At 63.6% G+C, this 20,910-nt stretch carries 21 protein-coding genes; 8 read left to right on the top strand and 13 right to left on the bottom strand.

Translation table 11 applies throughout. From position 1 onward, the window contains the following. The first annotated feature begins 210 nt into the window (after positions 1–210). The 4 genes from IVA92_RS33995 to IVA92_RS33980 all read left to right on the top strand — a co-directional run bounded on the left by IVA92_RS33995 (position 211) and on the right by IVA92_RS33980 (position 3,286). Positions 211–648, top strand: a complete 438-nt coding sequence (locus tag IVA92_RS33995) for a hypothetical protein (protein ID WP_247280981.1) — start codon at positions 211–213, stop codon at positions 646–648. Further along, a complete protein-coding gene (locus IVA92_RS33990) occupies positions 641–1,873 on the top strand; it encodes a biotin/lipoyl-binding protein (protein WP_247280980.1) in 1,233 nt (410 codons plus the stop codon). Before IVA92_RS33995 ends, IVA92_RS33990 begins: the two co-directional genes overlap by 8 nt. Positions 1,874–2,077: 204 nt before the next feature. Further along, positions 2,078–2,821, top strand: coding sequence for an SDR family oxidoreductase (locus IVA92_RS33985; RefSeq protein ID WP_247280979.1), 744 nt, complete (start codon positions 2,078–2,080; stop codon positions 2,819–2,821). A 48-nt stretch (positions 2,822–2,869) separates the two neighbouring features. Then, positions 2,870–3,286: a cupin domain-containing protein gene (locus IVA92_RS33980; protein ID WP_247280978.1), complete on the top strand. Its 417-nt coding sequence runs from the start codon at positions 2,870–2,872 to the stop codon at positions 3,284–3,286. A gap of 60 nt (positions 3,287–3,346) precedes the next feature. On the opposite strand, the gene IVA92_RS33975 is transcribed toward IVA92_RS33980, so the two are convergent. From IVA92_RS33975 to IVA92_RS33940, 8 genes are all read right to left on the bottom strand, one after another. Then, complete coding sequence (locus IVA92_RS33975) at positions 3,347–4,378, bottom strand: glycosyltransferase family 4 protein (RefSeq protein WP_247280977.1); 1,032 nt, start codon at positions 4,376–4,378, stop codon at positions 3,347–3,349. Positions 4,379–4,503: 125 nt separating this feature from the next. After that, on the bottom strand, positions 4,504–4,719 hold the full coding sequence (locus IVA92_RS33970; protein ID WP_247280976.1) for a hypothetical protein: 216 nt from the start codon (positions 4,717–4,719) through the stop codon (positions 4,504–4,506). 129 nt (positions 4,720–4,848) lie between these two features. After that, complete coding sequence (locus IVA92_RS33965; RefSeq protein WP_247280975.1) at positions 4,849–5,853, bottom strand: 4-hydroxythreonine-4-phosphate dehydrogenase PdxA; 1,005 nt, start codon at positions 5,851–5,853, stop codon at positions 4,849–4,851. Then, positions 5,850–7,388, bottom strand: coding sequence for a tripartite tricarboxylate transporter permease (locus IVA92_RS33960; RefSeq protein ID WP_247280974.1), 1,539 nt, complete (start codon positions 7,386–7,388; stop codon positions 5,850–5,852). The genes IVA92_RS33965 and IVA92_RS33960 overlap by 4 nt, the downstream gene beginning before the upstream one ends. A gap of 12 nt (positions 7,389–7,400) precedes the next feature. After that, on the bottom strand, positions 7,401–7,883 hold the full coding sequence (locus IVA92_RS33955; protein ID WP_247280973.1) for a tripartite tricarboxylate transporter TctB family protein: 483 nt from the start codon (positions 7,881–7,883) through the stop codon (positions 7,401–7,403). Positions 7,884–8,082: 199 nt separating this feature from the next. Next, positions 8,083–9,075 carry a tripartite tricarboxylate transporter substrate-binding protein gene (locus tag IVA92_RS33950; RefSeq protein WP_247280972.1) on the bottom strand — a complete coding sequence of 331 codons (993 nt, stop codon included), beginning with the start codon at positions 9,073–9,075 and terminating at the stop codon, positions 8,083–8,085. A gap of 52 nt (positions 9,076–9,127) precedes the next feature. Then, a complete protein-coding gene (locus IVA92_RS33945) occupies positions 9,128–10,387 on the bottom strand; it encodes a CoA transferase (RefSeq protein WP_247280971.1) in 1,260 nt (419 codons plus the stop codon). A 9-nt stretch (positions 10,388–10,396) separates the two neighbouring features. Next, positions 10,397–11,191, bottom strand: a complete 795-nt coding sequence (locus tag IVA92_RS33940; protein WP_247280970.1) for an enoyl-CoA hydratase/isomerase family protein — start codon at positions 11,189–11,191, stop codon at positions 10,397–10,399. Positions 11,192–11,308: 117 nt separating this feature from the next. Here IVA92_RS33940 and IVA92_RS33935 point away from each other — a divergent pair, with 117 nt between their 5' ends. Both IVA92_RS33935 and IVA92_RS33930 read left to right on the top strand, forming a co-directional pair. Next, on the top strand, positions 11,309–11,974 hold the full coding sequence (locus tag IVA92_RS33935) for a GntR family transcriptional regulator (protein ID WP_247280969.1): 666 nt from the start codon (positions 11,309–11,311) through the stop codon (positions 11,972–11,974). 203 nt (positions 11,975–12,177) lie between these two features. Next, on the top strand, positions 12,178–13,149 hold the full coding sequence (locus IVA92_RS33930) for an MBL fold metallo-hydrolase (protein ID WP_247280968.1): 972 nt from the start codon (positions 12,178–12,180) through the stop codon (positions 13,147–13,149). 72 nt (positions 13,150–13,221) lie between these two features. On the opposite strand, the gene IVA92_RS33925 is transcribed toward IVA92_RS33930, so the two are convergent. The 5 genes from IVA92_RS33925 to IVA92_RS33905 form a co-directional block, all read right to left on the bottom strand. Then, positions 13,222–13,941: a haloacid dehalogenase type II gene (locus tag IVA92_RS33925; RefSeq protein ID WP_247280967.1), complete on the bottom strand. Its 720-nt coding sequence runs from the start codon at positions 13,939–13,941 to the stop codon at positions 13,222–13,224. Positions 13,942–14,103: 162 nt separating this feature from the next. Then, positions 14,104–15,105 carry a class II fructose-bisphosphatase gene (glpX, locus tag IVA92_RS33920; RefSeq protein WP_247280966.1) on the bottom strand — a complete coding sequence of 334 codons (1,002 nt, stop codon included), beginning with the start codon at positions 15,103–15,105 and terminating at the stop codon, positions 14,104–14,106. 81 nt (positions 15,106–15,186) lie between these two features. After that, on the bottom strand, positions 15,187–16,503 hold the full coding sequence (locus IVA92_RS33915) for a homoserine dehydrogenase (protein ID WP_247280965.1): 1,317 nt from the start codon (positions 16,501–16,503) through the stop codon (positions 15,187–15,189). Between the two features lie 28 nt (positions 16,504–16,531). Beyond that, positions 16,532–17,752, bottom strand: coding sequence for an LL-diaminopimelate aminotransferase (locus tag IVA92_RS33910; RefSeq protein WP_247280964.1), 1,221 nt, complete (start codon positions 17,750–17,752; stop codon positions 16,532–16,534). Positions 17,753–17,975: 223 nt separating this feature from the next. Beyond that, positions 17,976–18,251, bottom strand: a complete 276-nt coding sequence (locus tag IVA92_RS33905; protein WP_247280963.1) for a hypothetical protein — start codon at positions 18,249–18,251, stop codon at positions 17,976–17,978. A 256-nt stretch (positions 18,252–18,507) separates the two neighbouring features. Between IVA92_RS33905 and phaC the strand changes: the two genes are divergently transcribed. Together phaC and IVA92_RS33895 are read left to right on the top strand one after the other, a co-directional pair. After that, positions 18,508–20,328: a class I poly(R)-hydroxyalkanoic acid synthase gene (gene phaC / locus IVA92_RS33900; protein ID WP_247280962.1), complete on the top strand. Its 1,821-nt coding sequence runs from the start codon at positions 18,508–18,510 to the stop codon at positions 20,326–20,328. A 64-nt stretch (positions 20,329–20,392) separates the two neighbouring features. Next, a complete protein-coding gene (locus IVA92_RS33895) occupies positions 20,393–20,791 on the top strand; it encodes an MAPEG family protein (RefSeq protein ID WP_247280961.1) in 399 nt (132 codons plus the stop codon). Positions 20,792–20,910: the final 119 nt, after the last annotated feature.

Raw genomic sequence — 20,910 nt, 5'->3', positions numbered from 1 at the left:
GATCGCCAAGGGTGCCAACACGGCATATTTGTCCTTGTCCGACAGCGGCCGTCTCAGGAACATTTCGTTGGACGCGGCGATCTAGTACACACCGAACGCAACGGCAGTCTCGACACGATCCTTGCTCCAGTTCCCGTCTTGGGAAACAATGCTGGGCAAAGTACGAGCCTCGCTCTGGGCTCTCAGGCTTCTTCTGGCAGGGGGACGAGCTTGAGCGAACAAATGCATGCGGCAGCGCCTCATCATCTGCCATTCTTCGTGCCTGGACCTGATGGATCGGACGCCCTGATGGTCGTCATGGCCATCTTCCTCATCGTCGTCGTGTTGTGGGTGGGCACGCTCTATTGGAAGCTGCACAGCCTTCCGGAGCGCATGGCGCACCGATCGCAGAAGCTGCAATTCGAGATCGTCGCCGTGCTCGGCCTCATCTCGCTGTTCACGCACATGCACATCTTCTGGATCGCGGGCCTCCTGCTCGCGATGATCGACCTGCCGGACTTCTCGACGCCGCTGCGCACCATCGCCGGCTCGGTGGAGCGGATCGCCGATGCAGCGCCGCAGACGTCGCAATCAGCATCCGAAACCGAGCTGACCGGCAATTCCGGCACGAAGAGTGCGTCGAACGAGGGAGTCCAAGGTCATGCTTGAGCTCCTGCTCTGCTCGCTCGTGACGATCCTTCCGGACTACCTCTATCGGCGCTATCGGCAAGGTAAGCGGTTCGGCAAGGAGATCACCCTCTACTCGGTCTGGTTTGAGCTGAGGTGGGGCATTACCGGCTGCCTGATGCTGACCGTCGCGCTGATCACCATGATCTTCTACTATCATCCCTCGACCACGTCCGCGGCGCTCTACTTCCGCACCGTGCCGATCCTGCCCGAAGTGGCCGGCCGCGTCGCCGAAGTGAACGTCGATTACAGCGCGCCTGTGAAGAAGGGCGACGTCCTCTTCCGGCTGGACAGCGCCAAGCAGCAGGCGGCGCTCGAGACGACAAAACGAAAGGTCGCCGAGATCGATGCCTCGCTGATCAGCGCGCGGGCCGATGTGGTCAAGGCGGAAGCCCAGATCGCAGAAGCGAGGGCGGCCTGGCAGCAAGCGAGGGACGAGCTCGACACCAAGAGCGAATTGCAGCGGCGCAATCCTGGGATCGTGCCGCAGCGTGACATCGAGAAACTCCAGGTCGCCGTCGATCAGCGGCAGGCGGGCATCGATTCCGCCAGTGCCGCCAGGGAGGCTTCGGCGCTGCGGATCTCAACGCTTCTGCCGGCTGAGAAGGCGAGCGCAGAGGCCGCGATGGCAGAGGCGCAGGTGGACCTCGACAAGACTTCCATTCGGGCGGGGGTCGATGGGCGAGTGGAGCAATTCCTTCTGCGCACTGGCGATGTCGTCAATCAGATGATGCGGCCCGCCGGCCTCTTGATCCCAGAGGGCGCGGGCCGGCGCGTATTGCAGGCTGGCTTCGGCCAGATTGAAGCCCAGGTCATACGACCCGGCATGCTCGCAGAAGCGACTTGCATCTCGAAGCCCTGGGTCATCATTCCGCTCGTCATCACGGGCGTTCAGGACTATATCGCCGCCGGTCAATTCCGCTCGGGCGAACAGCTCATCGATCCGCAAAATCTTCGGCAGCCGGGCACGATCCTGGCATTTTTGGAACCGCTCTATAAGGGCGGGCTCGAGGGCGTCACGCCAGGCTCGACCTGCATCGTCAATGCCTATACGAGCAACCACGATGCGATTGCAGACCCAAAGACCGGCGCGCTCAAGGGATCTGCTCTGCATGTCGTCGATGCCACGGGGCTTGTACATGCCCTTCTGTTGCGCATTCAAGCGCTGCTGTTGCCGGTGAAGACGCTGGTGCTGAGCGGCCACTGATCTCCGAGATTTAAGGGAATGCTCCCAGACGAATTGTGTCGTATCGTAACGATCTCTCTGGAGCATTTTTCGGCAAGTCAGGCGCGTTCCAGGCAAGGGCCTGCCGATTGCTCCGATAGAACAGGCGTTGGATCGTGATGCACGTAAGCGCGAGAGCAGGAATTGGCCTTTTTCCCGCGCTCCGAAACACCGAGGAGACGTGCCATGAAGATCGTCGTGATCGGCGGGACCGGATTGATCGGATCTAAACTGGTGGCGAAGCTCAAGCAGCAGGGCCACGAGGCGGTGGCAGCCTCGCCAAGATCAGGCGTGAACGCCGTGACCGGGGAAGGTCTCGCTGCGGTGCTGGCCGGCGCCGATGTTGTCGTCGACGTCGCCAACGCGCCGTCCTGGGAGCCGACCGCCGTGCTCGATTTCTTCCAGCGTTCGAGCAAGAATCTCGTCGCGGCAGAAGCCGCAGCGGCCGTGAAACATCATGTGGCGCTCTCCATCGTCGGCACCGAGCGGTCGCCCGACAACGCCTATTTCCGTGCCAAGCTCGCCCAGGAGACCGTCATCAAATCCTCTTCGGTCCCCTACTCGATCGTGCGCGCCACCCAGTTCTTTGAATTCCTCGGCGCCATTGCCGAAACGGCTGTGACGGGCGGCAGGATTGTCGTTCCATCGGCGCAGTTTCAACCGATCGCGTCCGACGATGTGGTCGATTGTCTCGCGGAGATCGCAACGGGCCGGCCGCTCAACGGCACGATCGACATTGCTGGACCCGAGAAGGCCCCCTTCAATGAATTCATCGCGCGGCGCCTGAAGGCGTCCGGCGATGTCCGACCTGTGGTGGGAGACCCAAAGGCGCCCTATTACGGCGCTCTCATTGACGACACATCGCTGAATCCGCTTGGCGAGGCGCGGCTCGGGAAAACACCGCTCGCAACATGGCTCGCGAGTCTCTGAAGCTCCGTCAGCCTCAATCACGACGGAAATGACAATGAAGGGAATCCCATGCGCAGATTGCTGATCGCAACGGCGGTTTACGCCGCGTCTTTCCTGACGGCCCATGCAGCCGAGACGGCAGCACCATTGGCCAAAGTAACCGTGGTGTTCGACCAGGCCCTGCCCAACGTCCCCGGCAAGAGCATGAAGGGCGTGCTGGTCGAATATGGTCCGGGAGGCTCCTCACCGGCGCACATGCACCCGCGCTCCGCGTTTATCTATGCGACCATCCTGGAAGGAGCAATCCGCAGTCAAGTCAATGACGAGCCCGCGAAGGTCTATCGCAAGGGAGAGAATTTTTTCGAGAAACCCGGCGACCGCCACGCCATAAGCGCGAATGCCAGCGATTCCGAGCCTGCGAAGCTGCTGGCCGTCTTCGTCGTGGATACAGCAGACAAGGAGCTCGTGACGCCTATCGCGAAGTAACGCCCCGGGGCAGCAGGCGAGACGCCGCGTCAACCGGAGCCCGTCGCGCCTATCGAATTCTCAAGCCGCGGCGGCAACCAGCTTGCTGTACTCGCCTTCGTACTCTCGCGCCATCCGGCGCGCCGAGAAACGCTCCTCGAACCGTGCGCGCACCTGCCTTCGATCCAACTTGCCCACCTCGCCGACCGCCTGAACGGCTTGCTCCTCGTTCTCGACGATGAGACCAGTCAGGCCGTGCTCGATGACCTCAGGGACGGCGCCTGAGCGGTAGGCGATCACGGGAGTTCCGCAGGCCATTGCTTCGATCATGACCAGCCCGAAGGGCTCCGGCCAATCGATCGGGAACAACAGAGCGGCGGCTCGACCAAGGAACTGCTGTTTTCTGTCATTATCGACTTCGCCGACAAGCTTGATCTTCTCGTCGTCAATATGGGGCTCGACATGTTTCTTGAAATAGGCGGTCTCGGCGCGCGGGATCTTCGCGGCGATGCGCAGGGGCATACGGGTTTGATGCGCGATGCGGATGGCCTCCTCCGGACCTTTGTCTTTCGTCAGGCGGCCAAGAAATGCAAGGTAGGATCCCTGCTCGTAGCATGGGCGAAGCAGGTCGGACGGCATCCCGTGCTGGATCGTTCTAATCCATTTCGCATTTTGAAGCGGCAGGCGCTGACGGTCGGAAATCGACACGAGCGCTGCTTCGGGGAATTGCCGAACCACGTCGGGCAACCCAGGCAAGTCGAGGCGGCCGTGCATGGTCGTCAGGAACGGCACGCCCAGGCGACTGAGCAACGGCAGATGCAGCCAATCGATATGCGCGTGGATCACATCGAAATCCCTCGCTCGCTTCGCGATCGCTTCCAGCAGCATCGCGCAAGCTGCACTCGGATCGGCGCCCTTCCGCCCGAGACGCAACGCACGGGACCAAACCGGATAGAGTCTGCCGGCCGTCCGGGAATCGCCGCTCGCAAACAGCGTGACGTCGTGGCCGAGCTGCACCAGCTCATCCACCAGCCAAGCTACTACCCGCTCGGTGCCGCCGTAGAGCTTCGGAGGAACGCTTTCGGCCAGGGGAGCGAGCTGAGCGATACGCATGTGCTAAACTGCCAAGCGCACGATCAGCACGATCAATGCCGCCAGAAGGTTCGAAATCGCGAGCAAGGTCCAATTCGGCCTTGCGGTCGCGGCCGCCAGGCAGCAGGCCAGTTCCTCCACCAGCCCTAGCATTCGTCATCGTGAAGCCGCTCGAGATAGGCAAGGCCAGATGCCGTAAGGTCCTGGGCATCACCGCCACTCTCGCGCGCTTCCCGCCTCCCTTGTAGATGACGCTCGAGCAGACAGCGACGACCATCCGCGGCATCGACGTGACGATGCCGGGCGCGGTAGACGGACCAAGCAGTATCCACGGCCGTTCGTAGCGGGTCGTAGTCGACCATGTTCCAGCTCCCAGATGGAGACGTTCATGGGACGCAACTCATTACCACGCCGGAAGTTTCCACTTTTTCCCGAAACTCGCAGGCTTTGCGCGTACGAACTTCATGAGCGGGCTCCCCTGGCGCGCGCCATCAGGCGGCGCGACGCGCGGCCATCTCCGATGCGAGCAGCACAGCGGCGCGGCTAGCGCCAACCGATGCGATGCCCTGCCCGGCGATATCATAGGCGGTGCCGTGCGCGGGCGTGCAGATCGGGAAAGGGAAACCACCGAGCAAGGTGACACCGCGATCAAAACCCATCAGCTTCATCGCGATCTGACCTTGGTCGTGATACATCGTCAGCACCGCATCGAAGGCACCGCCCTTGGCGCGCAGGAACACCGTGTCGGCGGGGAACGGTCCCTCCGCGGCGATACCCTCGCGCTGGGCGGCCGCGACTACGGGCGAGATGATGTCAATTTCCTCACGGCCGAAATTGCCGCCGTCGCCGGCATGCGGATTGAGACCAGCGACCGCGATGCGGGGCCGCGCGAAACCGGCATTGCGCATACAGGAATCGGTCAGCTTGAGCGCGCGATGGATGCGCTCGCTGGACAGCTTTGCAGCGACGTCCTTGAGAGGGATATGGGAGGTGACCCGCGCGTTCCAGAGCCGGTCCAGCACGTTGAACTCGCTTGCCGCGGTCTTGAGCCCGACCACCTCGGCGGAGAACGCGATCTCGTCGTCGTATTCGGCGCGGGCAAGGCGCATCGCCTGCTTGTTGAAGGGGGTAAAGCAGACGGCATCGACACTTCCGTCACGGCCGAGTTCGAGCGCGTGCCGATAATTGGTCAGCGCGAATTTTCCGCCGGCAAGCGTCGCGGTCTTCGGCTCGACCTCCCTGGGGTCGAGGTGGCGGAGATCGACAAACAGCGTCTCGCCCTGCGCCGCGCCAAGGTCGGCGCCCTGCTCTACCATGGTCAGCTCCGACTTCACGCCGGCGACGCGCGCGCCTTCGTCGAAGATGCGGCGGTCACCGATGACGACGATCCGGCTGCGGGCGCGGACGTCATCCTGCACCGCGAGCTTCGCCGTCAGCTCCGGGCTGATGCCGGCGGGATCTCCCATTGCCAATGCAATGAGCGGCTTTGCGGTCATATGATCACCTTTTCCTCAGCTGTCGTCCGATCGGTAGACGGCGCGGGTTTGCGCCAGAGCCGCGTGAGCTGCAGCACGAGCGGAAGCAGCAACAATGCGATGCCGGCAACGATCAGGCATGTCACCAGCTTGTTTGCAAAGAATATCCCGAGCGATCCCTTGGAGATCAACATCGACTGCCGGAACGCGTCCTCGGCCTTGTCGCCGATGACGATCGCGAGCACGAGCGGCGCCAGCGGATAGAACAGCTTCTTGAAGAGATAGCCGACGATCCCGAAGCCAAGCATCATGACGACGTCGAGATAGGAGTTCGACACCGAATAGGCGCCGACGACGCAGATGATCACGATCAGGGGCGCGATCACCACAAACGGAATCCGCATCAAGGCCGCGAAGACCGGAACGGTGAGCAGCACCAGCGCGACGGCGACGATGTTGCCGACATACATCGAGGCGATCAGGCCCCAGACGAAATCCTTACTGTCGACGAACAGCATCGGCCCGGGATTGAGGCCCCAGATCATCAGCCCGCCCATCATGACCGCCGCGGTCGCCGAGCCGGGAATGCCTAGCGAGAGCATCGGCAGCAGCGCGCTGGTGCCGGCGGCATGGTCGGCCGTCTCCGGCGAGATGATGCCTTCGACCTCGCCGGTGCCGAAATATCGGCCGCGGCGCGAGAAGCGGCGCGCGATGCCGTAGCTCATGAAGGAGGCCGCGGTCGGGCCGCCCGGCGTAATCCCCATCCAGCATCCGATCGCGGCGCTGCGCAACAGGGCAATACCATGCCGCGGCAGGCGGCCGACCGCGCGGAACACCTCACGCCAGTCGATCTTCGAGGAGACCGCGCGCGCGTGAAACTCCTCTTCGACTGCAACCAAGAGCTCGCCGATGCCGAACAGACCCATCACGGCGACGACGAAGCTCACGCCCTTGACGAGTTCATCGACCCCCATGGTGAGGCGCACGCTGCCGGACACCGTGTCGATGCCGATGGCAGCGATCGCAAAGCCGATCGCCAGCGCCACGACGGTCTTGATCGGCGCCGCACCGCCCATGCCGACGAAGCTGGCAAAGGCCAGGAAATAGACCGCAAAATACTCGGCCGGCCCGAACGCGAGCGCAACCTGGGCCACCCAGGATGCAAGGAAGGTGATCAGGATGACGCCGATCAGCGCGCCGAACGCCGCCGAACCGAAGGCGGTGGCGAGCGCCGTCGTTGGCCGGCCGTCGCGCGCCATCGGGTAGCCGTCGAACGTGGTCGCGACCGAGGACGGCTCGCCGGGAATGTTGAACAGGATCGAGGTCACGGAGCCGCCGAACAGCGCCCCCCAATACATGCTGGAGAGCAGGATGATGGCCGAGACCGGCTGCATACCGAAGGTCATCGGCAAAAGCAGCGATACTCCGTTTGGCGCGCCCAGCCCCGGCAGCACGCCGACGAGAATGCCGAGCAGCACGCCGATTACCATGAGCAGCAGATGTGGCGCGGTGACCGCGATGGTGAAGCCGTGCAGGAGCTCTGCGAGATTATCCATCGGACCTCTCCATCAGAACCCGAACGCGGCGGCGAGCGCGCCATGCGGCAGGCTGACCTGGAACATGCGCTCGAACACGACGTAGAGCGCGAGTGCCGTCGCCCCCGCCATCGCGAGCGCACGCGGCACGGATTGATACTTGGGGATCGCCAGCACTGCGAAAACGTACAATGCTGAAGCGACGTACATCCCGGCCAGCGGGATCGCGGCAACAAAAATCGCAGCCGGCACGAACAGGCCGGCGAGCCTGCGCAGCTCGAGGGACGTGATGGCGATGGGGACATTTGCCAGTGTCGCGGCCGGTAGCACGCCCCGCACCAGATTGTAGAGGCTCCCGATCACGATGATGACCCCGGTCAGGAACGGAAACGTGCCGGCGTCCACCCCGGCGCTCGACCAGCCGATGCCGTTGTCGAGGCTGGAGATGACGACTGCCACACCGAAGGTCCCGGTGAGGACTGCGGTCGCAAGTTCAAGCGCGCGGCGGGAGATCATGGTCTGTTACCTCTGAGCTATCCCATGTGACGGCGGTGAGGCCTGCTGAACGAGCTCGGCCTGCATGGTTCGAGACGCCCGCTTTGGCGGGCTCCTCACCATGAGGGTTGGATATCTTGCCACGGCGCGCGACCTCACCCTGCGGGCCCGCCGCAGGCGGGCGTCTCGAAGGATGGCCGCAGGCGACCTGCCCGCCGCCTCACTTGACGAGCCAGCCCTGCTCGCCCGCGACCTGCTTGACGTGCTCGAGGTCCTCCTTGATGAATTTTTCGAACTCGGCGCCGGTCAGGAAGGTGTCGACCTGTGAGGTCTTCTCGATGTAGTCCTTCCATTCCGGCGTTGCCTGCACCTTCTTCATCAGGTCGACATAGAACGCCGCCTGGTCCGGCGTGACCTTGCCGGGCAGCCACACCGTGCGCGGCTGCTCATACTGCTTGATGTCGAGGCCCTGCTCGACGCAGGTCGGAACGTCGCTCCAGCCTTCGGTTGCGGTGACCTTCGGACCCTGCGGCAGCCGTTTCGGGCTGAAAACGCAGAGCGGGCGCTGCGTACCGCCGCGCCATTGCCCGAGGCTCTCGCTGGGATTGTTGACGTGGGAATCGAGATGTCCGCCGGCGAGCTGCACAGCGGTCTCGGCGCCGCTCTTGAAAGGGATGTAGGTCAGCTTGACCTTGCCGGCCTTCTCGATCATGCGCGTCAACACCTCGTCGGTGTCCTTGGATTGCGCGCCGCCCATCTTGAATTCGCCCGATGCGGCCGCCTTCAGATAATCGCCCGCGGTTTTGTAGGGCGCGTCCTGCTTGACCCAGAGCAGGAACTCATCCTGCGCCATCGCCGCGATCGGGGTGAGATCGGTGTAGTTGAAGGCGACCTTGGAGACGAGCGGCTGCTGCCAGGCGTTGGAGGTGCCGAAGATCACCTTGTGGGGATCGCCCGCGGAGGCCTTGCCGTAGACATAACCTTCGGCGCCGCTGCCGCCGCCCTTGTTGACGACGACGATCGGCTGGTCTGTCAGCTTGTACTTGGTGATGATGTTCTGGACCGCGCGCGCGAGATTGTCAGTGCCGCCACCCGGCCCGGCCGTGGCGACGAACTCGATCGGCTTTTGCGGTTGCCAGGCGGCGAGCGCCGGCATCGTGCCGGCGAGCACGATCGCGGCCGCGGGGAGCAGAAGTGTTGACGTCCGACCCATGATGTTCCTCCAGCTGATTTTTGTCTTTTGTTGTTGTCTTATCGACGTCCGCTCAGGCGACGCGTTCCTCGCGACTTGCTGAGGCCAGCACGATTGCGCCTTCTTTTTCGAGCGCTTCGATCTGCTTCTGGTCGAACCCGTGCTCGGCCAGCACCTCACTTGTGTGCTCACCATAGACCGGCGCGCCTGAGCGAACTTTGCCTGGGGTCTCCGAAAACTTGATGGGAAGCCCGATCGTCTTTACGGGGCCGAGCGTGGAGTGCTCGACCTCGACGACCATCTCGCGCGCCAGCGTCTGCGGATCGCTGAGCGCTTCCAGCATGTCGTGCACGGGGCCGCACGGCACGCCCTTCTCGTCCAGCGCCGCAAGCCAATGCGCGCGCGATTTGGTGCGGAAGCGTTCGCTCAAGACGGCTTCCAGCTCCTTCAGATGCGCCATACGGTCGGAGCCGGTGACGAAGCGCGGATCGGCGGCGAGTTCGCTGGCGCCGAGTGCTTCCAGCATCAACAGCCAATGCTTCTTGTTGGCGCCGCCGACGACGAGCCAGCCATCCGAGGCTTCGAACGCCTGATAGGGCGCATTGAGCGGATGGGCCGAGCCCATCGCGCGCGGTGCCGTGCCCGCGGCCAGCGCGATGGTGGACTGCCAATAGGTCTGCACCAGGGCCGCTTCATAGAGCGATGTCTCCACCCACTGTCCTTCGCCGGTCTTGAGACGGTGCGTATAGGCCGCGAGGATGCCCATGCTCGCCAGCAGACCGGCGGTGATGTCGGACAGTGGCGGGCCGCATTTGACGGGCGGACCGTCGGGGCGTTCGCCGGTAAAGCTCATGATGCCGCTCATGGCCTGCGCGACCAGATCGAAGCCGCGGCGGTGCTTGTACGGGCCGGTGCGGCCGAAGCCCGACAGCGAGCAGTAGATCAGCGCGGGAAATTCCGCGTGCAGTGCCTCGTAGCCGAAACCGAGACGCTCCATCGCGCCGGGCGCAAAGTTCTCCACCAGCACGTCGGCGCTCGCGATCAACCGCCGAAGCACCTGCTTGCCACCGTCGGTCTTCAGATCCAGCACGATGCCGCGCTTGTTGCGGTTCATCATCAGGAAGGAGGCCGCCTCATCGCCGATCTTCGGCGGCACCGAATGGCGGGTATCGTCGCCATTGGGCCATTTCTCGATCTTGATGACGTCGGCGCCCATGTCGGCGAGCATCAAGGTGCAGGTCGGCCCGGCCATGACATGGGTGAGATCGATGACCTTGAGACCGGCGAGCGGTCCCGAACGGCGGGAGGTGGATTGCGATCGATCGCTCTGCATGGGCCCGTCCTATTGGCCGCGCCATTGCGGCGCGCGCTTGTTGAGGAAAGCATCGAGCCCTTCGCGAAAATCCTGGCTCGTGTAGCACATCAGGATGAGGTCTTCGCCCTCGTCCCGCGTCAGCCGTCTTTGCAGGCGCGTCACCGCCTGCTTGGTCGCATTCAGCGTCAGCGGCGCATGACTGGCGAGCAGCCGAGCGACCTCGTCAGTGCGCCGATCGAGCGCGGCAAGATCGTCCACGACCTCGCCAAGCAGCCCGATGCTCGCGGCCTCGGTGGCATCGACCAGGCGCGCGGTGAAGATCAGATCCTTGACGCGCGCGGCGCCGATGAGCGCGGCGAGACGGCTGACATTGGACATCGACAGGCAATTGCCGAGCGTGCGGGCGATGGGGAAACCGATCTTGGCGGTCTTGGTGCCGATGCGGAGGTCGCAGGCCGCAGCGATGCCGGCCCCGCCTCCGGTACAGAACCCGTTGATCGCCGCGATCGTCGGCACACGGCACTGCTCCAGCGTTGTGAGCACGCGATCGATGCGGTTCTCGTAATCGATGGCGTCCTGCGGCGTCTTGAATTCGCGGAACTGGTTGATGTCGGTGCCCGAGGCGAACGCCTTGTCGCCAGCCCCGCGCAGCACCAGCACCTTGATCGCAGGGTCGCGGTCAGCCTCCTCGCAAATCGCAGCGAGCCGCTCGTACATGGCAAACGTGAAGGCGTTGCGGGCCTGCGGGCGGTTAAAGGTGATCCGCCCGATGCCGTCCTGGCGCTCGAAGACGAGCTCTTGTGCCTCCACTTGCAGGTCCATTCCCCACACCCTTTCTGCTTTTCTACAGTTTTGAATGCAAAAATTGGAATTTTCAAGCAGGAACTTGCAATTTTCCGTTTGTAGGCCCATTTTTGCATGCAAATAGAGTTTCAGACCATGCTTCACGAAGAAGTCGTCGGCCGCATTCGCGCCATCCTGCTCGACGGTGAAATCCCGCCAGGGGCGCGCATTCCGGAGCGCGAGCTGTGCGAGCGGCTGGAGATCTCGCGCACGCCGCTGCGCGAGGCGCTCAAGGTGCTGGCCGCCGAAGGCCTCGTGCAGCTGCTGCCGCATCGCGGCTCGCGCGCGGCGAAGCTGACCGACCAGGACATGCGCGACCTGTTCGAGGTCTGCCAGGGCCTCGAAGCCCTTGCCGGCGAGCTTGCCTGCGAGCGCATCACGGACGCCGAGATCGACGCGATCGCCACCGCGCATGCGGACATGGTGCAGCATTATCGCGAGGGTGACCTGATCCAGTACTATCGCGGCAACCGCGCAATTCACGAAGCCATCGTCAACGCGGCCGGAAACCCGGTGCTCGCGAGCCTTTACACCTCGGTGACAGCGCGGATCCGCCGCGCGCGCTACGTCACGCCGATGACGCCGCAGCGCTGGGCGCTCGCCGTCAAGGAGCACGAGGCAATCCTCAATGCGCTCCAGCGCCGCGACGGCGCCGGCCTCGCCCACATCCTGCGTGCGCATCTGCGCCATAAGCGCGAAGAGGTCTTACAGGCCGGCTTTGCCGAAACGGACGGCAATGACCTCACGCTGAGAATTGCGTAAGGCGCAATTCCGCGGGGCTTTGTTTTTGCGGAACGTGCTCCGCACGCCGTGTCCCTGCCCGGCATGCATCCGCGGACCAATTCCACTTGCTAGCTCATCGCAACCGGCGCAGCATGCCTTCCGCCGACCTCCGGCCTCATGGTCGACCGGGGCCGGTCACACCGCGCCAACAATCGCGCAGGTCAAAAAAGCGGAGGAAACGCATGACAATCGATGTCTCACGTCGATCCCTTCTCGCACTCGGGGCCGGCCTTGGCGCCAGCGCGCTGCTCGGCAGCAGCGCGATGGCCCGGGCACCCAAGCTCGGCACCCAGACGCCCTACTGGCATCGCTTCATTCTCGGCGATGCCGAGGTGACCGTCGTATCCGATGGGCCGCTGCCGCTCGGCGATCCCTCCGGGACCTTCACCGGCGTTCCCAAGGAAGAGGTCAAGAAGATGCTGGCCGACAATTTCCTGTCGCCGGACAATGTCGTGCTCGAGCAGAACTCGCCGATCGTGAACACCGGCGACAAGCTCATCCTGTTCGATACCGGCATGGGCAGCTCAAAAATGTTCGGCGCCAGCACCGGACGGCAGCAGAAGAGCATGACCGAGGCCGGAATCAAGCCGGAGGACATCGACGCCGTGGTGTGCTCGCACGCCCATATCGACCACATCGGGGGCATCGTGGACGAGGGCGGCAAACCGTTGTTTCCGAACGCGCAGGTCTACATCTCCCAGTCCGATTTCGACTTCTGGACCGATGAGGGCAAGCTCGGCAGCCCGGCCAAGGACTTCGTCCTCCACGCCCGCAAGAACCTGCTGCCGGTCCGCGACCGCATCGTGTTTTTCAAGGACGGCCAGGAATTTTTGCCGGGCGTGCAGGCGGTCGCCGCGCCCGGTCACACTGTCGGCCACACCATCTTCATGGTCTCCTCGGCGGGCAAATCGTTCGCCTTCCTCGGCGATCTCTCGCACCATTCGGTGCTGCTGCTGGAGCGGCCGAGGATGGAGTTCTCCTACGACACCGACCCGAAGCAGGCGGCAGACTCGCGCGTCAAGCTGCTGACGATGCTTGCGGCAAACAAGACCCCCGTGATGTCCTATCACTTCGCCTGGCCGGGCTACGGCCATGTCGCCAAGACAGGCGAAGGCTTCCACTACTATCCGGAGCCGATGAAGATGACCTTGTAGTTTCGAAATCAGGTCCGGGCGGCGCGCGCTGCCCGGACCGGCGTTGCCGCGTACAAGCTATCAAGAACGTCGCTAGCACCCGAGCTTGTCGGCGATCCCGCCAAAATCCTTTGCGACGATGTCCCAATTGCCGGTCGCCTCGAAGTCGACCTTCTGCAACGGTCCGTACTCGGTCGGCCGCGCCACGAACGCGGTCTTCAATCCGTTCTTCTGCGCAGCCGCAAGATCGCCATTGTGGGCCGCGACCATCATCACCTTTTGCGGCTTGAGGCAGAGCAGGCGCGCGGCGCCGAGATAGGTCTCGGGATCAGGCTTGTAGTGCTCGAACAGCTCGGCGGACATGATGAGGTCCCAGGGCAGCCCTGCAAACTTCGCCATGTTGGTGAGCAGGGCGACATTGCCGTTCGACAGCGGCGAGATCACGAATTTGGTCTTCAGCCGGGTCAGACCGCCGACGCTGTCGGGCCAGGGATGCAGGCGGTGCCAGCCTTTGGTGAGATAGTCGAGATCGGCTTCGGTGAGGCCCTTGATCGAGAATTGATCGACCAGCTTTTCCAGCGAGCGGCGGTGCAGATCGTCGAGCATGACGTAGCCGCGCTCGGGATGTTTGCGCACGTCGTCCATCGAGGCCATGTACATGCCGCGCCAGCCATCGACGAGCGCGGTCCAATCAGCGCTGATGCCGCGCTGCTTGCCCCACCACATGAAATCGGTGATCAGGCTGGTGCGCCAGTCCACGACGGTACCGAACACGTCGAAGACGAGGGCTTTGACGGCGGAGAGATCGGACATGGCGCTTCCCCTCTTTTTCTTATCGTCATTCCGGGGCGATGCGCAGCATCGAACCCGGAACCCATTGCGCGTCGGAGACTGTCGCCCGATGGATTCCGGGCTCGCGGGCCGCGCGTTGCGCGGTCCCGTCGCCCCGGAACGACGACAGTGGTGTTGCCTGGATCAATCCAGATGGAACTTGGCCAGCTCGCGGTGCTCGGCCTTGATGTAGCGCACGGTGCCGGTGACGGAGCGCATCACCACCGTCTCGGTCTCGATCACGCCGTCCTTGCGGAATTTGACGCCCGAGAGCAGCGAGCCCGTGGTGACGCCGGTGGCGGCAAACAGGCAGTCGCCGCGCGCCATGTCCTCGATGCCGTAGATCATCTTGGGATCGTTGACGCCCATCTTGGCGGCGCGCTCGCGCTTCTCTTCGGAGTCGAGGATGAGGCGGCACTGCATCTGACCGCCGATGCAGCGCAGCGCCACGGCGGCGAGCACGCCTTCCGGCGCACCGCCGGTGCCGAGATACATGTCGACGCCGGTGTTGTCGGGGTCGGCGCAATGGATCACGCCGGCGACGTCGCCGTCGGTGATCAGGCGCACGGCGGCGCCGGTCGAACGCACGCTCGCAATGATGTCGGCATGGCGCGGACGATCGAGCACGAGAACGGTGATGCCATCAGGCTTGACGCCCTTGGCCTTGGCGAGGCGGCGGACGTTATCAGCCGGCGAGGCATCGAGATCGACGACGCCCTTGTCGTAGCCGGGTCCGATCGCGAGCTTCTGCATGTAGACGTCGGGGGCATGCAGCAGCGTGCCGCCGTCGGCCATCGCCATTGTGGCGATCGAGCCCGGCATGTTCTTGGCGCATAGCGTGGTGCCTTCGAGCGGATCGACCGCGATATCGACCTGGGGACCGGCATTCATGCCGACCTTCTCGCCGATGAAGAGCATCGGTGCCTCGTCACGTTCACCTTCGCCGATCACGATAGTGCCTTCGATCGGCAGCTTGTTGAGCTCGCGGCGCATGGCGTCGACAGCAGCCTGGTCAGCCTGCTTCTCGTTGCCGTGCCCGCGCAGCCGCGCCGAGGACACCGCCGCCCGCTCCGTCACCCGCACGATCTCCAGCGTGAGGATGCGCTCGAGCAACGCTTGCGGCGGGACTGAAATATGGGTCGACATCGGCTCACTCCTTCGAAACGGTTTTGGACGGACATCTCCGTCCGCATCAACTCGTAACACCCACAGTTCGTTCGAACCGTGTCAGTTCTTCTCGATCCGGATCACCTGCGGCCTTCCGCTGATCACCTTGTCGCGCTGGACTGCGGCGAGCGCGCGGCGCACGGCGTCCTCATGGGTCGCATAAGTGATCAGGATGACCGGCACGGGGACTGTCTTGCCGTCGCTGGGAGCAGCGCCGCCATTGGGATGACGCTGCACGATCGATTCGATCGAAATCTTCTGTTCTGCAAGCCGCGTGGCGATCGCGGCCGCAGTGCCGGGGAAATCGCGGGCGAGCAGGCGGATGTAATAACCGCCCTCATGCCGCTCCATGGGCGCCTTCTTGGTGTCGCGCAAGTGCGAAATCGGCCGTCCGAACGGATTGGCACGAATGCCGCGCGCAACGTCGGCGATGTCGGCGACAACGGCGGATGCGGTCGCGGCACCGCCTGCGCCGGGGCCGACCAGCGTGATCGGCGGAATCCCCTCGCCATCGATCGTGACCGCATTGGTGACACCCATCACCTGCGCGATCGAGGAGGATTTTGGCACCATGGTCGGATGCACGCGCTGCTCGATGCCCTTGGCGGTGCGAACCGCAACGCCGAGCAGCTTGACGCGGTAGCCGAGATCGGCCGCCGCGCGCAGGTCTTCCGGCGCGATGGATGAGATGCCTTCGACATACACCGCGCTTTGAGCAACTTTCGTGCCGAAGGCCAGGCTGGCCAGAATGGCGAGTTTTTGCGCGGTGTCGTGGCCGTCGACGTCGAAGGACGGATCGGCCTCGGCATAGCCGAGCCGCTGCGCGTCCTTCAGGCATTCGGCAAAGGACAGGCCCTCCTGCTCCATCCGGGTCAGGATGTAATTGCAGGTGCCGTTGAGGATGCCATAGACGCGGTTGACGCCGGTTCCAGCGAGCCCCTCGCGTAACGTCTTGATGACAGGGATAGCGGCGCCGACCGCTGCCTCGAAATTCAGCGCGCCGCCGTGCTTTTCAGCCGCCTTGGCGAGCTTGAGGCCATGCTTGGCGAGCAGCGCCTTGTTGGCGGTGACAACCGACTTGCCGGCATTGAGCGCGGCTTCCACCGCCGACAGCGCGGGATCGCCGGCGCCGCCCATCAGTTCGACGAAGCAATCGACCTCGGCATGGGTGGCAAGCGCCATTGGATCCCTCGCCCATTCGACGCCGCGCAAGTCGACGCCGCGCTTCTTCGCCTTCGAGCGCGCGGTGACGGCAACGACGCGGATGCCCCGGCCGCTGCGTCCCGTGAGCACGCGCGCTTGCGTTTCGATCAAACGGACGACTTCGGCACCCACGGTGCCGAGCCCCGCTATGCCCACTTTCAGGGGTGCGACCATGATAGTTCAGAAAACCTGCAGAAGAGAATTAGCGCCGATTGGCGAGCGGAACCACGTTGTGCAACGTTTCGACGCCGCTTTCAAGGAAGCGGCGCACGCCGCGCGCGGCCTGCCTGATCCGTTGCTCGTTTTCCACCATGGCGATGCGGACATATCCTTCACCATGCTCGCCAAAGCCGACGCCGGGCGAGACCGCGACGCCGGATTTCTCCACCATCAGGGTCGCGAACTGCATGCTGCCGATGCTGCGGAAGGCCTCTGGCAGCGGCACCCAGGCGAACATCGAGGCCTCCGGCGGCGGAATCTCCCAGCCGGCGCGGCCGAACGATTCCACCAGCGCGTCGCGGCGCTTGCGGTAAGTGTCGCGCATCTCCTTGATGCAATCGTCCGGGCCGTTCAATGCGGCGGTCGCCGCGACCTGGACCGGCGTGAACGCGCCGTAATCGAGATAGGATTTGACGCGGGCGAGCGCCGCGATCACGCGCTCATTGCCGACCGCAAAGCCCATGCGCCAGCCGGCCATCGAATAGGTCTTCGACATCGAGGTGAACTCGACGGCGACGTCCATCGCGCCGGGCACCTGGAGCACCGAGGGCGGCGGGTTGCTCTCGTCGAAATAGACTTCGGCATAAGCGAGATCGGACAGGATCAGGATCTCGTGCTTCTTCGCGAACGCGACGAGGTCCTTGTAGAAGTCGAGGCTCGCGACATAGGCCGTCGGGTTCGAGGGGTAGCAGACGACGAGCGCCAGCGGCTTGGGGATCGAATGGATGATCGCCCGCTCGGCCGCCTCGAAGAATTGCGGCGTCGGCTCGGAAGGCACCGAGCGGATCACCCCGCCCGCCATCAAAAAGCCGAAGGCGTGAATCGGATAGCTCGGGTTCGGACAGAGGATGACGTCGCCCGGCGCGGTGATGGCCTGCGCCACGTTGGCAAAGCCTTCCTTGGAGCCGAGCGTCGCGACAACCTGGGTATCGGGATTGAGCTTCACGCCGAAGCGGCGGGCGTAGTAGGCAGCTTGCGCCCGGCGCAGCCCCGGAATGCCGCGTGAGGCCGAGTAGCGGTCGGTGCGCGGCTTGCCAAGAGTCTCCTTGAGCTTCTCAAGCACGTGCGGCGGCGCCGGCAGGTCCGGATTGCCCATGCCGAGGTCGATGATGTCGGCGCCGGCGTTCCGCGCGGCCGCCTTGGCCCGGTTGACCTGTTCGAACACGTAAGGCGGCAGGCGGCGGATGCGGTAAAACTCTTCCATGGCTCTCTGGGCTCCGGGCAACCGGTCAGGACAGAATCGACAGGCCATGACGGCCGTTCGGAAACGCGCCCAGTCCCTTCACGAAAATTACTCGAAATCAAACACTTAGAGCAATCATCGACGATGGCGGCTGAGGTCGTTCGCCCTGACTATTGGCTGAACTGAGGTCTTTTAGCACGGCAAGACGGGGGCGCCAGCGATTACCTTGCACCGCCTCATTTGCTCACTTGGCGTCCTTGGCGGCCAGAGCTTGACGATCGCGCGCCGCGGCAAGCTCGGCCTCGATCTTGGCGCGCTGGTCCGGCGGGATGGTCGCCTGATCGCGATCCGGCGGCAGATCATGCACCGGCAGATAGCTGCCGGGCTCCCTGGGATGCGCCTGCGCATCCGCGGGCGTCATATCCGCGAGCTGGCTTGAGCAGCCGCCCAAGGCAAGCGCCGCGATCAACAGCGCGCCACAGATCGGCAGCGTCTTTTGCAGGTCCCATAACACCAACACTTGGGAAATCCCCTACTCGTCCCGAAGCACGGCCCCCAGGGCAACTTACCCAAGACCGCGCCCAAGCTCAAACCATGGCTGCCCAAAATGGTATGAGCGAGAAAACCACCCGGCGCTACCAAGCCGAGCGGTTGCGGCTCGATTGTGACGGAACCAAGAAAATTTGTCGCGCTGCAACACATCTTCGAGAGTGTTTAACGCCAAACATGCGAGCTTCGCGGTGACGAATACAGAATGAATCGTTACTGTTCTGCGCATGAGTACCGTCACAACCGACACGCCCAAATCCGGCACCCCGTTCGAGACGAAGTTCGATGCCGAAGCTTTCGCGATGAATGTCGCGCGGGCGATGGAGAGCGGTGGCAAGGCGCTCGCTGCCTACCTCAAACCGCGCGAGACCGGCGAGGTGCAGGATCGCCCGCCGCCCGAGCTTGCCGAGATCGTCAGGACCTTCACCTCGGTCGCCGAATACTGGCTGTCGGACACGTCCCGCTCCTCCGATCTCCAGACCAAGCTCGCCAAGGACTATCTCGACCTCTGGGGCTCGGCGGTTCGCCGCATGGCGGGCCAGGACGCCCCGCCCGCGATCACGCCCTCGCCGCGCGACAAGCGCTTTGCCGATCCCGAATGGAAGTCGAACCAGTTCTTCGATTTCGTCATGCAGCTCTATCTGCTCACGACCAAATGGGCGCAGGAGCTGGTGCGCGCTGCCGAAGGGCTCGATCCGCATACCCGCCGCAAGGCCGAGTTCTACGTCCAGCAGGTCACCAACGCGCTGTCGCCGTCCAACTTCGTGCTGACCAATCCGGAGGTGCTGCGCGAGACACTTGCCACGTCCGGCGATAACCTCGCGCGCGGCCTGACGATGTTGGCCGAGGACATCGCGGCCGGCAAAGGCATGTTGAAGATCCGCCAGTCCAATCCGGACAATCTCGTCGTCGGCGTCAACATGGCGACGACGCCGGGCAAGGTGATCTACCAGAACGAAATGATGCAGCTGATCCAGTATGCGCCGACCACCGAGAAAGTGCTACGCACCCCGCTCCTGATCGTGCCGCCCTGGATCAACAAGTTCTACATCCTCGATCTCAAGCCGGAGAAATCCTACATCAAGTGGTGCGTCGACCAGGGCATCACCGTGTTCGTGATCTCATGGGTCAATCCCGACAAGCGGCTCGGCAACAAGGGCTGGGAAGACTACATGAAGGAAGGCCCGCTCGCGGCGATGGACGTGATCGAGAAGATCACCGGCGAGATGAAGGTACACACTGCCGGCTATTGTGTCGGCGGCACGATGCTCGCGACCACGCTGGCCTGGCTCGCCGAGAAACGCCGCCAGCGCGTTGCATCGGCGACGTTCTTCGCGGCCCAGGTCGACTTCACCCATGCCGGCGATCTCCTCGTGTTCGTCGACGAGGAGCAGATCGCAGCCCTCGAGCAGGACATGAAGGCGGCCGGCGTGCTCGAAGGCTCGAAGATGGCGATGGCCTTCAACATGCTGCGCTCCAACGATTTGATCTGGTCCTATGTCGTCAGCAACTATCTGAAGGGCCAGCAGCCGAGTGCTTTCGACCTGTTGCACTGGAATTCGGACGCGACACGGATGACCCAGGCCAACCATTCCTATTATTTGCGCAACTGTTATCTGGAAAATCGGTTCTCGACCGGCACGATGGTGCTCGACAATACCCTGCTCGATCTCTCCAAGGTCAAGGTCCCCGTCTACAATCTCGCCACCCGCGAGGATCACATCGCACCGGCGGAATCGGTGCTGTACGGTTCGCAGTTCTTTGGCGGCCCGGTGAAATACGTGCTGTCGGGCTCGGGCCACATCGCCGGCGTGGTCAATCCGCCGGCCTCGAACAAGTATCAGTACTGGACCAACGACAACATCAAGGACGTCAGCGTCGCCGAGTGGATGAAGGGCGCGGTGGAGCACAAGGGCTCATGGTGGCCGGACTGGCGCCAATGGCTCGGCGAGCTGGATCCGGAGGAGGTCCCGGCGCGTCCGGTCGGCAGCGAGACGTTCCCGCCGATCGAGGATGCGCCCGGCAGCTATGTCAGGGTTCGCGCATAGCGGAATCGTCCGCGCTTTCGTATAGACTCGCTCTCACCACAGCGACGACAGAAGGGACCGGACCATGACGCGCGAATTGTTCTGGCTGACACTGACGGTGATCCTGACCGGAGTGCTCTGGATCCCCTACATCATCAACCGCTGCCAGGTTCGCGGGCTCAGCGGTGCGATGGCCAATCCGTCGCGCAACGACAAGCCGCAGGCGGATTGGGCCAACCGGTTGATGTTCGCGCACGACAACGCGGTCGAAAACCTCGTGATCTTCGCGCCGCTGGTGCTGATCCTCAACGCAATCGACTATTCGACGAAATGGACGGTGCTCGCCTGCGCGGTGTATTTCTGGTCGCGCGTCGCACATATCATTGTCTACGCCATCGGGATCCCGATCTTCCGCACGCTCGCATTCACCGTCGGCTTCCTCGCCCAGGCCGTGCTGGCGCTGGCGATCTTCGGGGTACTTTGACGCGATTTCACTGTCATTGCTGTCGATGTTCAATAATTCGCTGATTGGATCGCGGTGGTCTTGGTAGCGGCGAAGGCCTTGGGAGTTTGTCCTGCCAAGGCCTGATGGGGTCTGTGGTT

The organism is Bradyrhizobium sp. 154, from assembly GCF_023073875.1.
In the GTDB taxonomy this organism is placed as follows: Bacteria; Pseudomonadota; Alphaproteobacteria; order Rhizobiales; family Xanthobacteraceae; genus Bradyrhizobium.
This window is presented reverse-complemented; position numbering and strand designations above follow the sequence as displayed.

Excerpts from the sequence above, each read along its gene's own strand:
- IVA92_RS33990 (WP_247280980.1), top strand. The coding sequence starts at position 641 with ATGCTTGAGCTCCTGCTCTGCTCGCTCGTGACGATCCTTCCGGACTAC.
- IVA92_RS33985 (WP_247280979.1), top strand. The coding sequence starts at position 2,078 with ATGAAGATCGTCGTGATCGGCGGGACCGGATTGATCGGATCTAAACTG.
- IVA92_RS33980 (WP_247280978.1), top strand. The coding sequence starts at position 2,870 with ATGCGCAGATTGCTGATCGCAACGGCGGTTTACGCCGCGTCTTTCCTG.
- IVA92_RS33975 (WP_247280977.1), bottom strand. The coding sequence starts at position 4,378 with ATGCGTATCGCTCAGCTCGCTCCCCTGGCCGAAAGCGTTCCTCCGAAG.
- IVA92_RS33970 (WP_247280976.1), bottom strand. The coding sequence starts at position 4,719 with ATGGTCGACTACGACCCGCTACGAACGGCCGTGGATACTGCTTGGTCC.
- IVA92_RS33965 (WP_247280975.1), bottom strand. The coding sequence starts at position 5,853 with ATGACCGCAAAGCCGCTCATTGCATTGGCAATGGGAGATCCCGCCGGC.
- IVA92_RS33960 (WP_247280974.1), bottom strand. The coding sequence starts at position 7,388 with ATGGATAATCTCGCAGAGCTCCTGCACGGCTTCACCATCGCGGTCACC.
- IVA92_RS33955 (WP_247280973.1), bottom strand. The coding sequence starts at position 7,883 with ATGATCTCCCGCCGCGCGCTTGAACTTGCGACCGCAGTCCTCACCGGG.
- IVA92_RS33950 (WP_247280972.1), bottom strand. The coding sequence starts at position 9,075 with ATGGGTCGGACGTCAACACTTCTGCTCCCCGCGGCCGCGATCGTGCTC.
- IVA92_RS33945 (WP_247280971.1), bottom strand. The coding sequence starts at position 10,387 with ATGCAGAGCGATCGATCGCAATCCACCTCCCGCCGTTCGGGACCGCTC.
- IVA92_RS33940 (WP_247280970.1), bottom strand. The coding sequence starts at position 11,191 with ATGGACCTGCAAGTGGAGGCACAAGAGCTCGTCTTCGAGCGCCAGGAC.
- IVA92_RS33935 (WP_247280969.1), top strand. The coding sequence starts at position 11,309 with ATGCTTCACGAAGAAGTCGTCGGCCGCATTCGCGCCATCCTGCTCGAC.
- IVA92_RS33930 (WP_247280968.1), top strand. The coding sequence starts at position 12,178 with ATGACAATCGATGTCTCACGTCGATCCCTTCTCGCACTCGGGGCCGGC.
- IVA92_RS33925 (WP_247280967.1), bottom strand. The coding sequence starts at position 13,941 with ATGTCCGATCTCTCCGCCGTCAAAGCCCTCGTCTTCGACGTGTTCGGT.
- glpX (WP_247280966.1), bottom strand. The coding sequence starts at position 15,105 with ATGTCGACCCATATTTCAGTCCCGCCGCAAGCGTTGCTCGAGCGCATC.
- IVA92_RS33915 (WP_247280965.1), bottom strand. The coding sequence starts at position 16,503 with ATGGTCGCACCCCTGAAAGTGGGCATAGCGGGGCTCGGCACCGTGGGT.
- IVA92_RS33910 (WP_247280964.1), bottom strand. The coding sequence starts at position 17,752 with ATGGAAGAGTTTTACCGCATCCGCCGCCTGCCGCCTTACGTGTTCGAA.
- phaC (WP_247280962.1), top strand. The coding sequence starts at position 18,508 with ATGAGTACCGTCACAACCGACACGCCCAAATCCGGCACCCCGTTCGAG.
- IVA92_RS33895 (WP_247280961.1), top strand. The coding sequence starts at position 20,393 with ATGACGCGCGAATTGTTCTGGCTGACACTGACGGTGATCCTGACCGGA.